Source organism: Ensifer sp. 38_S197 (assembly GCF_056924495.1).
In genome coordinates this window covers 1,945,628-1,960,341 of record NZ_JBXOVZ010000001.1, presented here as the reverse complement: position 1 = coordinate 1,960,341, position 14,714 = coordinate 1,945,628, and the positions used below count along the sequence as shown (strand labels likewise).

At 62.5% G+C, this 14,714-nt stretch carries 13 protein-coding genes; 2 read left to right on the top strand and 11 right to left on the bottom strand.

The annotated features are described in order from the left end of the window. Positions 1-90: 90 nt before the first annotated feature. The 5 genes from AC1Z3V_RS09105 to AC1Z3V_RS09085 all read right to left on the bottom strand — a co-directional run bounded on the left by AC1Z3V_RS09105 (position 91) and on the right by AC1Z3V_RS09085 (position 4,544). A complete protein-coding gene (locus AC1Z3V_RS09105) occupies positions 91-399 on the bottom strand; it encodes a hypothetical protein (RefSeq protein ID WP_483498407.1) in 309 nt (102 codons plus the stop codon). Positions 400-522: 123 nt separating this feature from the next. After that, positions 523-1,293: an ABC transporter ATP-binding protein gene (locus tag AC1Z3V_RS09100; RefSeq protein WP_483498406.1), complete on the bottom strand. Its 771-nt coding sequence runs from the start codon at positions 1,291-1,293 to the stop codon at positions 523-525. A 9-nt stretch (positions 1,294-1,302) separates the two neighbouring features. Beyond that, on the bottom strand, positions 1,303-2,283 hold the full coding sequence (locus AC1Z3V_RS09095) for an ABC transporter substrate-binding protein (protein WP_483498405.1): 981 nt from the start codon (positions 2,281-2,283) through the stop codon (positions 1,303-1,305). A gap of 38 nt (positions 2,284-2,321) precedes the next feature. Continuing rightward, complete coding sequence (locus AC1Z3V_RS09090; protein ID WP_483498404.1) at positions 2,322-3,182, bottom strand: ABC transporter permease; 861 nt, start codon at positions 3,180-3,182, stop codon at positions 2,322-2,324. 9 nt (positions 3,183-3,191) lie between these two features. After that, a complete protein-coding gene (locus AC1Z3V_RS09085) occupies positions 3,192-4,544 on the bottom strand; it encodes an LLM class flavin-dependent oxidoreductase (protein WP_483498403.1) in 1,353 nt (450 codons plus the stop codon). Positions 4,545-5,058: 514 nt separating this feature from the next. Between AC1Z3V_RS09085 and AC1Z3V_RS09080 the strand changes: the two genes are divergently transcribed. Together AC1Z3V_RS09080 and AC1Z3V_RS09075 are read left to right on the top strand one after the other, a co-directional pair. Further along, complete coding sequence (locus AC1Z3V_RS09080) at positions 5,059-6,420, top strand: dicarboxylate/amino acid:cation symporter (RefSeq protein WP_483498402.1); 1,362 nt, start codon at positions 5,059-5,061, stop codon at positions 6,418-6,420. A gap of 373 nt (positions 6,421-6,793) precedes the next feature. Next, positions 6,794-7,258, top strand: a complete 465-nt coding sequence (locus AC1Z3V_RS09075; RefSeq protein ID WP_483498401.1) for an SRPBCC family protein — start codon at positions 6,794-6,796, stop codon at positions 7,256-7,258. Between the two features lie 233 nt (positions 7,259-7,491). On the opposite strand, the gene AC1Z3V_RS09070 is transcribed toward AC1Z3V_RS09075, so the two are convergent. From AC1Z3V_RS09070 to AC1Z3V_RS09045, 6 genes are all read right to left on the bottom strand, one after another. Beyond that, on the bottom strand, positions 7,492-8,508 hold the full coding sequence (locus AC1Z3V_RS09070) for an ABC transporter ATP-binding protein (RefSeq protein WP_483498400.1): 1,017 nt from the start codon (positions 8,506-8,508) through the stop codon (positions 7,492-7,494). Next, positions 8,505-9,500 (bottom strand): ABC transporter ATP-binding protein, encoded by a 996-nt coding sequence (locus tag AC1Z3V_RS09065; protein ID WP_483498399.1) that lies wholly within the window; start codon positions 9,498-9,500, stop codon positions 8,505-8,507. The genes AC1Z3V_RS09070 and AC1Z3V_RS09065 overlap by 4 nt, the downstream gene beginning before the upstream one ends. Then, on the bottom strand, positions 9,493-10,401 hold the full coding sequence (locus tag AC1Z3V_RS09060) for an ABC transporter permease (RefSeq protein ID WP_483498398.1): 909 nt from the start codon (positions 10,399-10,401) through the stop codon (positions 9,493-9,495). Before AC1Z3V_RS09060 ends, AC1Z3V_RS09065 begins: the two co-directional genes overlap by 8 nt. Beyond that, complete coding sequence (locus AC1Z3V_RS09055; protein ID WP_483498397.1) at positions 10,392-11,327, bottom strand: ABC transporter permease; 936 nt, start codon at positions 11,325-11,327, stop codon at positions 10,392-10,394. Before AC1Z3V_RS09055 ends, AC1Z3V_RS09060 begins: the two co-directional genes overlap by 10 nt. A 12-nt stretch (positions 11,328-11,339) precedes the next feature. Then, entirely contained in the window at positions 11,340-12,917 is a 1,578-nt protein-coding gene (locus tag AC1Z3V_RS09050; protein ID WP_483498396.1) for a nickel ABC transporter substrate-binding protein, read from the bottom strand. Positions 12,918-13,832: 915 nt separating this feature from the next. Next, positions 13,833-14,435, bottom strand: a complete 603-nt coding sequence (locus AC1Z3V_RS09045; RefSeq protein WP_483498395.1) for a TetR/AcrR family transcriptional regulator — start codon at positions 14,433-14,435, stop codon at positions 13,833-13,835. Between the last annotated feature and the right edge of the window lie 279 nt (positions 14,436-14,714).

Below are 14,714 nucleotides of genomic sequence, written 5' to 3'. Positions count from 1 at the left end.
TTGATTTGCTGCATGTCTTCGTCCTTAAATCGAGGTCGATTTAAGGAGGACATGCAGTAGGCACTGTCGGTTGGCTCCGCCGCCGGCGGCTTAAGGAACCTGTGGCGGATGCGCGACACCGAGATAGTAGTCGCCCTCGTGGGCGCCCTGGTACTCACCTGTGTAGCGCTGGCGGGCATCGCCCAAAGTCCGTGCAGGCGGGCGATAGACGTAACGTGGCGCCGGAGCCACATAGATACTCCCGGTCGGCATCGGATCGACATACACCGCACCTGGCGCCGGCGCCACATAGACCGGCGCAGGCGCGGGTTCGACGTAATACTGAGCCAGCACCGGACCAGCCGCCCCACTTAGGGCAAAGACGATTGCGGCGAATGACATTCTTTTGGAAATTCTCATAGCGTTACTCCTGTCTCGACTCGGCATCCGGCCCTGCACAGGAAGCCCAGCAGGCTGCGCCTCCTGTCGGATGCGGCCTTGAAGGGGGTAACGCTTGATCGCTGCAACCGTTCCGCCAAAGCCTCAATGCAGACCGAAGAGGTGGAGCAATTCTTCGCGATGACGGACAAATTCGGGTGCGCTGCGATCGCGTGGTCGCGGCAAGCCGATCTCGATCAGCCTGGGCTCACCGCCCTTCTCGCGCGGCAGGATCAGGATACGATCGGCGAGATAGATCGCCTCCTCGAGGTCGTGCGTGACGAGAACGGTCGTTACGTCCTCGTCACGCCATATCCGCGCCAGTTCCTGCTGCATGCCGATCTTGGTCATCGCGTCGAGCGCACCGAGCGGCTCGTCGAGCAGAAGGATTTCTGGCTGGACCGCCAGCGCGCGGGCAATGCCGACGCGCTGCGCCATGCCGCCGGAGAGCTGCCGGGGATAGGCGCCTTCGAACTGCTGCAGGCCGACGAGCTGGACGTAGCGCCGTGCCCGCTCCCTCGCCGCACCGCGGGAAAGCCCCTGCGTCTCCAGCCCAAAGCCGACATTGTCGAGCACGGTCAGCCAGGGCAAAAGCCGCGGCTCCTGGAATATCACCGCACGGTCGGTGCCGACGCCTCTCGTCCGCTTGCCGTCGATCAGCACCTCGCCGGCATCCGGGTCCTCGAGCCCCGCCAGTACTCGCAGCAGGGTCGTCTTGCCCGAGCCGCTGGCACCGACAATGGCTAGTGCCTCACCGGACCGGATGTTGAGGTTGATATCCCTGAGGACAGGCAGTGGCGTGCCGTTCAGGCGATAGGATTTGGAGAGGTGGCGGATTGCCACCTCTCCACGACGAAGGTTCTGGGAAGCGCTCATAGCCGTTCCTCAGTTGCTGACCGGAGCGTCGACGGCGAAGAGCACATCCTTGGGCGCCAGTTGGCCTTCCTTGAGCTTGCCTTCACGTACCAGGACGTCGATCCAGAACTGGACGTCGCGCTCGACGGGCAGGCCGCCCGCGCGCACCCCGTAACCGCGGAAATACTGGGCGATCTCAGGGTTTTCGCCGCGCGCCTGCAAAGCCTTTGCCAGGATCGCCTTGGTTTCCTCCGGATGTTCGCGCGCGTAATCGAGCGCACGGGCCGACTGACGAACGAAAGTCTTTGCGGCCTCGGGATGCGCCTTGATGAAATCCCGGCGCAGCACCACGAAGCCGCCGGCAATTTCCCCGAGCACGTCGGTGTCGTCGAAGATCGCCCGCAGGCCGCCGTTCTTGCGCGCTGCGCCCTCGAAGGTCGTCTGCCAATAGCCGAAAGCGGAAATGTCCACCTGGCGGGAGCGCAGCACCTGCTCGAGCTGCGGACCAGGCACGACCACCTGGTTGGCGGCGTCCGTCGGCAGGCCGACCGAATGCAAGGCTTCGCGGATCGTATAGTCGAGATGCGCGCCAAGCGTGTTCACCGCAATGCTCTTGCCGGCGATGTCCTTGATGCTCTTGATCGGGCTGTCTTCCAGCACGTAGAAGATCGACTGCACCTCGTCATTGATGCCGTTCGACGGGTAGGCGGCGACGAAATCGTTGCCGCTGATGATCGAGTTCAGCACGGCCGACGTTGCCGCACTGCCGATCTCGACATCACCCGAGGCCAATGCAATCAGCGATGCCGGGCCACCGGTGGCGTAGCCAACGTTCTCGAGCGTGATCCCGGTGCCATCGAAGTAGCCGAGCTCCTGGGCGAGTTCATGGGCAGACAGTCCGCCCTGGCTCGCGAGGTAGCGCAGCTTCACTGCGTCAGCGGCAGCCGCTGGTGCGGCCAGGCCGAGGGTGAGTACGGCAGACAGAAGAAGATTGCGGGGGTGGAAAGTCATCGGTTTGTCCTTTCAAAGGAGAAAATGGGAGGTGACGATCAGGCGTTGGGCTGTGACCAGCGGCAGAGGTTGCGCTGGGCAAGAACGAGCAGTGCGTTGGCGGCGAGACCGAGCAGGGCGAGCAGCAGGATCGCCGCGAACATCAGCGGGATTTGGAAGTTGTATTGGGCGTTCATGACCTGGAAGCCGATGCCCTTGTTTGCGCCAATCATCTCGGCGGCGATCAAGAGCAGAAGCGCCGTGGTGGCCGAGAGGCGCAGGCCGACGAAGATCGCCGGCACCGAGGCCGGCAGCACGACGCGACGGAAGACGGCGAGCGGCCCGGCACCGTAGGTCCGGGCCATCTCGACGAGCTTGTTGTCGACTTCTTTGACGCCGCCGGTGGTGGAAAGGAGGATTGGAAACAACGTGGCCCAGAAAATCACGAAGACCTTCGAGGTCTCGCCGAGGCCGAGCAGCAGGATGAAGACCGGGTAGAGCGCCAGGGCCGAAGTCTGGCGGAAGAGCTGCAGGATGGGGTCGAGCGCCTGCTCGACGAAGCGAACCTGCCCCATGAACAACCCGAGCGGGATACCGACCGCAACCGCGGCCGCGAAGGCGATGCCCGATCGCTGCAGGCTGATGGCGATATCGTCCAGCAGCGCGCCGCTGGCAAGACCGCTCCAGAGCGCGGACAGGATCACGTCGAGAGGCGGAAAGACCGCCGGATTGACCCAGCCGACTGTGCTTGAGAGTTGCCAGAAGGCGAGAAAGCCGAGCACCAGGCCATAACGCGCGACGATCGAGCCAAACAAGGCGCGCCAGCGCGAGGCAATCGCCGGGATTGCAGCGGAGTGCCCCTCAGCGCGGCCGAGCCCAAAGCCTGCCGCAAGCGACGTGTTGACGTGTTCGTAGGACATGATCGCCCCTCACTCGGCTGCCTGGACGGCCGTTCGCGCGGCGGCCCAGCGGTTGACGGGAACGGGCAGGCCGAGATTTTCCCGGAGCGTCCTGCCCTCGTAGGCGGTGCGGAAAAGGCCACGGCGCTGCAGTTCCGGGATGACCAGCTCGACGAAATCGTCGAGGGCCGTCGGGAACCAGGGCGGCAGGATATTGAAGCCATCGGCCGCTTCGTTTTCGAACCACTCCTGCAGGGTGTCGGCGACCTGCTCCGCGGTTCCGACGACCGTGTAATGGCCGCGCGCCGAAGCGATCCATTGATAGAGCTGGCGGATGCTGAAGTTGTTTTCGTCGGCGATCTGGCGGATCAGCGCCTGCCGGCTCTTCATGCCCTCGGTCGGCGGTGCCGGCGGCAGCGGCCCATCGAGATCGTAGCCATGCAGATCGAGCGTGCCGCCGGTCAGGCCATTGAGCAGGCCGATGCCGTCCTCCTCGACGATAAGCGAAGTGAGGCGATCATATTTCTCGCGCGCTTCGGCCTCCGTTCTACCTACGAACGGAGAGACGCCCGGCATGACCAGAATGTGGTCCGGGTTGCGGCCGAGCCCCCGGGCGCGGGCCTTGATGTCACGGTAGAATTCCTGCGCTGTCTCTATGTGCTGGTGGGCGGTGAAGATCACCTCTGCCGTTGCGGCTGCCAGCCCGCGGCCGTCATCGGACTGGCCTGCCTGTACGATCACCGGGTGGCCCTGAGGAGAGCGCGAGATGTTGAGCGGGCCGCGCACTTTGAAATGTTCGCCGCGATGGTCGGTATCGTGCAGCTTCGACGGATCGAAGAAGACGCCCGTTTCCTTGTCGCGAATGAAGGCGTCGTCCTCGAAGCTGTCCCAGAGTTTCCTGACCACCTCGACATGCTCGGCGGCGCGCCGATAGCGCTCGGCATGCGGAAGCTGGGTATCGCGATTGAAATTCTGCGCCGTCGGGTCGCCGGTTGTCGTCACCACGTTCCATCCGGCGCGACCGCCGGAGATCAGGTCGAGTGAGGCGAACTTGCGCGCCGTGGTGTAGGGCTCTTCATAGGTCGTCGACGACGTAGCGATGAAGCCGAGATGGGTGGTCAGTGGCGCAAGTGCCGAGAACAGGGTCACGGGCTCGAAGCCTGCCACCCGGGCGTTGCCGCCTTCACGCGCACCGCCGAAGCCGATCGCCAGCCCATCGGCCAGAAAATAGGCGTCGAACAGACCACGTTCTGCCGTCTGCGCCAGTTGCTTGTGAAACTCGAAACTGGTCGCCCCGTCGGCTGGCTGGTCAGGGTGGCGCCAGGCGGCGATATGTTGTCCACCGCCGGGAAGAAATGCTCCAAGCCGGATCTTGCGTGTCATCTCAATCCTCTCCTCTTCTCGCTGCAAATGCGTTGCGCGGCCGGATGAAGGATCGTCTGAAGCCAGACCCAGATCTCGGGCACGTCATACAGACAAGTTACATTATCCATTATATTTATAGAGAAAGAGTATTTCCCTCGCGCCGGAAGCAAGTGAAATGATTTTCGACACAGACGCAGAAAGCGGGATCAGTCGCCGTAGCCCCGCACTGAATGGGCGTCAAAGGAAGTCAGTCACGGCATGACCTTGCTGCGCGGGCAACCCAACGAGCCGAGGAATCAGCGGAACGCGCCGCTGCGCATGCTGCTTGGGCGCGGCTATCGTTTCTGACGGCGCCTCGGCTGTGCACTTGGGGCAACCCCAGGGAAAATGTTTCGGAGAGATTATTCTACTCTGAGTGGTTTTCGAGCCAAAGAGTTTCTTACCCCGAACCGGACACTCGACTATTTTTCGAGCACTTGCGGCGGCCATTGCCCAAAATTTCGGCCGCCGCCATCCAATGAGAGTGCAAGACGTGTCGCAAGCAACCACCAAATCCTCACCGAAACCGATTTACGCCGCCTTCGGTTTCCAAGTCCTGGCCGCCATGATCATCGGCCTGCTACTCGGCCTGATCGCCCGCAACATGGGCGTCGATGCCGCCGGTAATGCCAATTGGCTGACCGTTACTCTCCAGACGGTCGGCTCGATCTTCGTCCAGCTCCTTCGCGCGCTCGTGCCGCCGCTCGTCTTCACCGCGATCGTCGCCTCGATTGCCAATCTCGCGACACTGCAGAATGCCGCGAAACTCGTCTGGCAGACGCTGCTCTGGTTCGCGATCACCTCGCTGATCGCCGTTGTCATCGGTATTGCACTCGGCCTGATCCTTCAGCCGGGCGTCGGCTCGGCCGTGTCACAGGAAGCTGCCAAGGCGCCCTCCTACTCCGGCTCCTGGCTCGATTTCCTGAAGGGTCTCGTGCCTGCCAACGTACTCGGCCTCGAGGCCAGCACCAAGATCACCGAAGGTAGCGCCAGCACCTCGCTCAATTTCAATGTGCTGCAAATCCTGGTCGTTTCGATCGCCGTTGGCGCAGCCGCGCTGAAGGTCGGTGACGCCGCCAAGCCGTTCCTTGCCCTCAACCAGTCGCTGCTGGCAGTCGTCCGCAAGATCCTCTGGTGGGTTATCCGCCTGACGCCGATCGGCACGATCGGCCTGCTCGGCCGCGCCGTTGCGCAATACGGCTGGGAAACGCTGGCGCAGCTTGGCTGGTATGCCGCCGCCATCTATATCGGCCTCGCTATCGTGCTCTTTGTCGTCTATCCGGCACTGCTCGTCGGCCACGGCCTGAAGCCTTCGCGCTTCTTTGCCGGCGCCTGGCCGGCCATCCAGCTCGCCTTCGTCTCGCGCTCCTCTGTCGGCACCCTGCCCATCACCGAGACCGTGACTGAAAAGAGCCTTGGCGTGCCGCGCGAATACGCCGCCTTCGCCGTGCCGCTCGGCGCAACCACCAAGATGGACGGCTGCGCCGCGATCTATCCGGCAATCTCGGCGATCTTCATCGCACAGTTCTTCGGCCTGCCGCTCGGGATCCAGGAATATGTGCTGATCGTCTTCGTCTCGGTGCTCGGCTCGGCAGCAACGGCCGGTCTGACCGGCGCGACCGTCATGCTGACATTGACCCTTTCGACACTCGGCCTGCCGCTCGAAGGCGTTGGATTGCTGCTCGCCATCGACCCGATCCTCGACATGGGCCGTACGGCGGTCAATGTCGCCGGCCAGGCGCTGGTGCCGACAATCGTCTCCAAACGCGAGGGGATTCTCGACGAGACCGTCTACAACGGTGACAAGGCCGTCGACGACCTCGAGCCGCTCGCGGCGGCCGCCCGCGCAGCCTAACGCTATTACAGCGCCGCGCGTCTTTTCAGACGCGCAAAGGTCGCTGTACGACTTTGATTTGCTGCATGTCTTTGTCCTTAAATCGGAGTCGATTCAAGGAGACATGCAGTGGGAAAGAACATGCGGGTCACGACCGCCCGCATGTGCCCGTTCGACAAGGTGTACGGCCACCATCGGTCAAGCGCGCCTGCAGACGTCTGTTGGCAGCGGGCTGCAAATCCCCTTCCGCCGATCAGAGCTTGCACAAGCAAGCCAAGAGACGGATCTTTTACCGAGACTTATCGAATCTGGCCGGATCACATGCGCTGGCCTGCGCTTTGCTCAAGCATTGCCGCCGGCGTCCTGCGTCGTCCGGCTCTGAAGAGGACCGGCGATGCCTCTCACCGAATTCCATCTTGTCACCCGATGGGCCATCGATGCCCCGGTGGAGGATGTCTGGCGGGAGCTGAGCACGCCCGAGGCCTGGCCCGAATGGTGGCCATCGGTCAAGCGGGTTTCCCTCCTGCGTGAGGGAGATGAGCACGGCGTCGGCACAGTTCGTCGCCTGGAATGGGTGACCGCCTTGCCCTATGAACTGGCCTTTGACATGGAGACAGTGAAGGTTGAACCGCTATCGCTCATCGAAGGCAGGGCCTCGGGAGAGTTGGAGGGTATCGGCCGTTGGACGCTCCAAAGCAACGGCCCCCGCTGCCAGGTGCGTTACGACTGGATCGTCAAGATCACCAAACCCTGGATGATCAGGCTTTCGTTCGTCCTGAAACCCGTGTTCCGCTGGAACCACGGCGTGGTGATGGAACGTGGCCGACGCGGCCTCCAGCATCGCCTCGCCCGCGGCTAAATGCTGTACCGAGCAACGTTCCTTCCCGATGATTGCTTTCGGTCTTTCGTCTCCAGAGGCTCCGCTTCTGGCGGACCCGGGCGACATGCTGTCCGAGATGACAAAAAAGAGCCCCGCTCGATGGCGGGGCAGGCGCGCATCCCCAGCTTTAAGGATGCGAGGGAACTGTGGATCCGGTAGGGACCGAGGCGCCGCTCTTTGGAGAGCAACGCATCGGCAAGCCTTTCCCGGCTCTATGCGGCCGACACCTCCTGCTGAAGGAGAGCCGATCGCTTACCGCGATGAAGATCCGCCGCGAAGGTGCAGGCCGCCGTATGACCCGGCGAAAGCACACGGGATGGCGGCAGCGTCCTGGCACAATCGTCGACGACAAGAGGGCAGCGCGTTCGGAACCGGCAGCCGGACGGCGGATTTGTCGGGCTTGGCACCTCCCCGATCATCAGCGGTCCCCTGCGGTTCTTTTCGATCCGCGGATCCACCTCGGGAGCAGAAGCCAGCAGCATCTGCGAATAGGGGTGGCTCGGATGGTCGTAAAGCTCCTGGGACGGTCCATGCTCGACGATCTTGCCGAGATACATGACGTAGACGCGTGAGGCCGCCTGCCGCACCAGCGCAAGATCATGGGCAATGAAAAGACATGCGACGCCGAGATCCTTCTGCAAGCGCAGGAAGAGGTTCATCACCTGCGCCCGGATCGAAAGATCGAGGGCGCTCACAGGCTCGTCGCAGATCAGCACCCGCGGGTTCACGGCGAGCGATCTCGCAATCGCCACGCGCTGGCGCTGACCGCCCGAAAGCTCGCGCGTATGACGGTCCCTGACCGCGGATGCGAGACCCACCTGATCCAGCAGTTCCTTCGTACGGCGATCGCGCTCCTCCGGTGACCGGGTGCCGGCGATCACGAGCGCTTCGTCGATCGCCTCGCCGACCGTCTGACGGTCGTTGAGCGACGAATAGGGATCCTGAAAGACGTATTGCAGTGCCCGGCGGCTGTCCCGCAGGGCAGTTCCGGAGAGGGCGCTGAGATCGACGCCGTCGAGCAGAACGCGGCCACTGCTTGCCTTCTCGAGCCCGACGATGGTGCGCCCGAGGGTCGACTTGCCACAGCCGGATTCACCGACCAAGCCGACGATCTCGCCCGGATAGAGTTCAATCGAGACGTCGTCGACGGCATGCACATACTTGCCTCGCTGAACGCTCTTGAAGCGCGTCTGCAGGTTTTCGACTTTGAGAACGGGGGCTTGTGTCATGCGGCAGCCTTTCCTTGATTGACGACGGGGCAAGCCACGAGAACGGCGCTGTCGTCGGACCGGACCAGCGGCGGGCGGCTGTCGCCGCATGCCTGGACGGCCAGTTCGCAGCGCGGCGCAAGGGCACAGCCCTTGATCGGCGCACCGAGCGTCGGCGGGATGCCGGGAAGCCCGCGGAACTGCGAACCGATCGGGTCCTCCCGCCGCGGGATCGCGTTGATCAGGCCCCGGGTGTAGGGGTGGCGCGGGCTCACCAGAACCTTGTCGACCGGACCACATTCTGCGGCGCGCGCGGCATACATGACGACGATGTTGTCGGCCGCGCCCGCCACGACGCCCATGTCGTGGGTAATCAGCACCATCGCCATGTTCAGCCGACGCTGCACGTCCTTCAGCAATCGCAGGATCTGTGCCTGAACCGTGACGTCGAGCGCGGTCGTCGGCTCGTCGGCAATCAACAGCTTCGGTTCGCCGGCAAGCGCAATGGCAATGACGATGCGTTGCCGTAAGCCGCCGGAGAGCTCATGCGGATATTGCCGGAGCCGTGCCATGGGATCGGATATGCCGACGAGCTTCACCAGTTCCAACGCCCGCGCTTCCGCGGCCCTCGGCGTCATGTCGAGATGCAGTTCGGCCATTTCGGCAATCTGCCGCCCGATGCGACGCACCGGGTTGAGGGCGCTCATCGGGTCCTGGAAGATGAAGCCGACGGACTTGCCGCGCAGCTTCTGGATCTCTGCTTCGGGCAAGCCGATCAGTTCGCGGCCCTCGAGCTTGACGGAACCGGAGAGCATCGTCGTCACGCCTGTTGGCATCAGGCCGAGCGGTGCGAAGTTCATCACCGTCTTGCCGCTGCCGCTTTCGCCGACGATGGCGAGACACTCGCCCTGGCGAACCGAATAGCTGACGCCGTCGACGGGGCGAACCGCCGATTTCGCAGTCAGCAAATTGACCGTCAGATTGCTGACGTTCAGGAGGGGTTCGTCATGCATCGGAATTCTCCTTGCCCCAGCTTGCGACCTCGGCACGACGGATTGCCAGCATGCGCCGGGTGAGCGGTTTCGGAATGCGGTTGAGCGCGATGGATTCCCCAAGCGTGTTGAAGCCGATAACGGCGGCCGTGAGGGCAAGGCCCGGCAGCAGAACCTGGCGCGGGTCGGACTCGAGATAGGGCAGCGCATCCACAAGCATCTGACCCCATTCCGGCGTCGGCGGCTGGATGCCGAGGCCGAGGAAGCTCAGCGTCGCGACGGCGAGTGCGGCGGTGCCGGCATCGGCCGTCGCATAGACCATCACCGAGCCGATCGTGCCAGGCAGAAGGTGGCCGAAATAGATGCGCCAAGGGCTGGCGCCCAGTACCCGCAAGGCTTCGATATGCGGCTTGCTCATGATGCTGACGGCAACCGCGCGGCTGATGCGGCCGCTCATCGGCCACCAGGCGAGCGCCAGAGCCAGCACCATCGTCCAGTATCCAGGGCCGACAATGCCGATCACCGCCAGCGAGATGATCAGGCTCGGGACGGACAGGCCGACATCTACGACGCGCATAAGGAGGTCGTCGACCCAGCCGCGATGATAACCGGCGATCGTTCCGAGCAGGATGCCGATGGTCATGGCGACGCCGAGAACGGAACCGACGCTGACGAGCGAGGTGTTTGCGGCGATGATCAAGCGGCTGAAGGTATCGCGTCCCAGGTGATCGGTTCCGAGCCAGTGGGTAGCCGACGGGCCAAGTCCGGCGTCCAGCAGGTTCTGGGTGCTCGGATCCTGGGGTGCAAGCCAGGGCGCGATGGTTCCCAGAGCAACGAACAGGCCGATGGTGATCAGCGCCGCGCGCGGCATTTTGTTCAATCGGGCCAGAATTGGATTGAGCATATTCATGGTCAGCTCCATTGGCGGCGGATGCGCGGATCGGTCAGTAGGACTGCCAGATCGACGACCAGGTTCACTACGATGAAGAAAGTGAGAAAGATGAGCAGGCACGCCTGCACCACCATGAAATCGCGGAAGCGTACGCCGGCGAGGAAGTAGTCACCCACGCCCTGCCACGCGAACAACGGCTCGACGATGATGGCCGTCGCGGTCATCAAGCCGACCTGGGTGCCGAGCGCGTTGATGAAGATCGGCGTGATGTTGGGCAACGCTTCACGGAATAATATGGCGGTGCGACCGAGACCCTTGCTCTTTGCGGTCAGAACAAAGGGGCTGGTCATCGCCTCTTCCAGGCCCACCCGCACGACGCGACTGAGAACGGCCGCTGGCAAGACCGCGATAGTGAGCCAGGGCAGGATCCAGCTTTTCGGACCGTCGAAACCGAACGAGGGCAGGAGTTGGAAGGTGACGGAAAAGGCGTAGATCATCAGCGCTCCGACGAAGAACGTCGGTGTGGACGCGCCAAGGAGCGCCAGACCGCGCGAGACGCGGTCCGGCAATCTGTAGGGCCAGAAGGCACCGAGAAATCCCAGAGCCAGGCTGATGAGGGTGGCGATCACGGCCGAACCCGCAATCAGCGTTCCGGTCACGAGCATCCGGTTTGCGAGATCCGCACTGACGTCCTGACCGGTTCTATAGGAGATACCGAAATCTCCGCGGACAGCGTCACCAAGCCAATCCACGTAGCGCATCAGCAGTGGCTTGTTCAGTCCAATCTCTTCCTCGACCTGTTCAACATAACCAGGCGTGGCGACGGCTCCCCGCAGTTCGGCAATCAGGACGGCAACATTGCCCGGTGCCGACACGACGAGTGTGAAGCAAACCAGGGACGCCATGAACAAAAGGACCAGGGAATGCTTCAGCCGCTTGCTGATGAAGTGGATCAAGGCACCCTCCCGCTATTCGGCCAATACGATGTTTTCGTAGGGCATGTCGTATTCGGTGACCGGACTGCCAAAGCCCTGGACTCGCTTGGAATGCGCCCAGATGCTCGGCACGTAGACCAGCGGCGCAATCGCGTCGTTGTCCCTGAGCCAGTCAAAAACCTTCTGAATGGTCGGCTGGATCTGGTCGCCGGTCGCAGCCATCGCGGCATTGATCAACGGGTCCAGGTTGGTCGGATCGGTGACCAGCTTGCCCTCGACGTCATTCTTGAAAGTCGACAGGCACAGCCCGACGATCGAGCCGAACGGATCGTAAGGCGCGCCATAGGTCAGGAAGAAGCCGAGGTCGTACTTCTGCTCCAGCATGTCGGTGTGTTTGGAGGCATGGTCGACCGAGCGGATCACCAGGTCGATGCCGATCTCCTTCATTTCCGACTGGATGACTTCGGCGATCACCCGCGATCCCGGCACCGCATCCGGGCTGACGACCAGTTCGAGCGTCAGCGGTTTGCCGTTCTTCGATCGGATGGGGTTTCCCGTCCAGCCGGCCTTTTCGAGAAGCGCCGATGCAGCCGCGACGTCGCGGACGGGCGCATCATGTTGCGTCCCGGCATAGGGCAGAGCGCCGGAGAACATGTTGCCGGCGGGCTTGGCGTAGCCGTGGTAGAGCACCTTGGAGATCGCCGCGCGGTCGATGCCCATGCTGACGGCCTTGCGCACCTGCGGGTCCTTGAGCGCCTCGGCACGGTCGGGGTTGAACGCCATCACCAGCGTGACGTTGCCCGGATCGACAACGACGTTGAAGCCGGCTGACTCGAGTTGCTTGCCCTCCTCCGGGGTCAATGGCGCGATCCAGAAACCGCCGATGAGATCGATCTCGCCGGCACGCAACGCCGCAACCCGCGACCGCGCATCGGGGATGACCTTGGCCTCGAGACGCTCATAAGTCGGCTTGTCGCCCCAATAGCCGTCATAGTGTTCGAAGACACTCTGGGTGTCGTCGGCGCTAATCTGGACCCACGGTCCCGTTCCGACCGGATCCTTGAACTTGCCGTCGGCGCCAACCGATTTGGGCGAAAGGAAGCGTGTCGGTCGCGTGTAGGAAAGCTCCTGCATCAGCGCGAGGACCGGCTCCTTGAAATGCACGGTGATGTGGTAGTCGTCGACAACGTCCAGCGACTGGAAGTGCTTGGAGCAATTCATCCAGTTGAACTGGTCGAGACCCATCCAGCGCTCGAGGTTCCACTTGCACGCGGCGGCATCGAACTTGGTGCCGTCCTGGAACGTCACACCTTGGCGCAACGTCAGATGCAGCGTCTTGCCGCCGTCCTCGATCTTCCAGTCGGTTGCAAGGCACGGCTCGATCTGGCCACCCTTGCCATATTTCACGAGCGGTTCGAACATCAGGTCCTGGATCGCCCAGATGGCGTAGTGGCTCTGCGGATCGAGGTTGCCGGCGGGCTTGGCGATGGCGACCCGGAGCGTGCCGGCCGCTCCCTGCGCATAGGCGATCTTCGACAAAGCACCCTGCGCGATGGCCAAACCGATAGCGCCGGCCGCCCCTTGCAGGAACGTACGTCTCTTCACTGACATGGATTTTCTCCTCCTTTTTGGCGCTCCTCGCGCCGTCGACACAATCGGCCTCCACACCGTTTTGTATAGACAAAAAGACTCTCTCATGTATGCAATCTGGCGTCAATATCGTATTTTATATTGAAGACACGTTTGAACATTGAGTGAAAATTCGCCGATTACGATAGCCGGAAATGGCTACGAAAGTGCCATCTCCCGACGCTTGCCGAAGCAAGACCTCGGCAATGCTGCGGGTACGAAGCGGCCAAATCGACCCTGATCAGCAAAAGATGCCCGAAGGGGACTGCCCTACAATTGCATACAATGTGAGAACGACCGCTTCGTTCACCGGCAAGCTCGCGCGAGATTGAACGGGCCGAGCAAGCTGGCGCCTCAACTGCCCTAACCAGCCATTGCCTGAAATATCCCCACGAAGCCGTCGCCCATGTCGCGCAAGGCACGCGCTGCGAAAAGGAATGTTACCGGATGACCCGCGGCACCAATCTGGTCTCTCCGACCTTTGGTCGCTTGCATCGGCGTCATGGCCTTCGCCGATCGCTGCCTGAAGTCGCGATATGATGCAGCGGAGTGTCGGTTGTCACTACTGCATGTCTCCTAAATCGACCTCGATTTACCAACGGAAACATGCAGAAAATCAAAATTCTACAGTGACCTTTGCGCGTCTGGTCCGATGCGCGGCGCTGTAGCCGCCGGCATTCGGCAGCAGTTGCCGAGTGTCGGGGGATAGAGCGTCCCAACGGGCCACCCCGGAGGAGCGCGGTCCGGCACAAGTCTCCCGTCTCAATATCGTGATCATCCGAAGACAGCAGCAGTTTGTGCGGCTGACCTTTCCTGCAAAAACTGCAGCGCCGGCGCACCGCTTGTTGTCGCGAGTTCGATCATGGCCGACTGAAATCTCCGCAGCGGCCTCACCACCTATTCCAAAGCAGTGCGGCTCCCGGCGAAGGACAGAATCGCCGCGTCGGCGATCTCCGCAAAGCGGGCGCTTGGCCCTTCGGCGCCGCTGCTTTGCTGAGCGGCGCGCGCGCCCTCGATCAAAAGCAGCAGCGTGTCGCAAAGCAGTTCCGCATCAGCGATGCCGGCCCTGCGGCAAAGCCCCACGACACGGTCACGCTGCGCATCCTTGAACATCCGGATGACCGAGCGCCCGGGATGATCCTCGTCCGTAAGCTGGACGGCGGCGTTCATCAATTCGCAGTGGCAATTGTCGTCACCGAGATGCTCGGAAATCCGCCGGACCCAGGCCCTGAGCTGTTCCATCCCGTCACCGGGATACGCGTCTTCCAGTTCGCGCCAGAAGTGGTCCATCTCCATTCCCGCGTGGCGGAGGCATTCGACGATCAACTCGTCTTTCGAATTGAAGTGGCGGTAGAGTGTCATCTTGTTACTGCCGGCGGCATCGGCGATCGCATCGACGCCGGTCCCGCGAATGCCGTGCCGGCGGAAGAGATCACGCGCAGCCGCGACGATACGATCGCGCGGCGAACGACGTGATGGGTTGCAGGTATCCGTTGTCATCGCATTGGCCCGGCGTGGTCGGCGTGGAAAATCTTGCCCCTTGACGCCCTGGCATTGGTCGATAACATGCAGCGATGTTACCGACCAGTAACATTTTCGCCAACGCGGCACGTCGAGGAATGGCCGCTTGCCGCAAAGGCCCTTTCAGAGACGGCGGTAACCGAAAATAATTCTAGCGCAGTGTCGGCGGGCGCGGTCGTCAGACGTCTTCTATCCAGAGCGCACACCGAAGAGACTTTTAAAATTCGATAACGCTCGTGATTTGGGTCGATCCGGCCC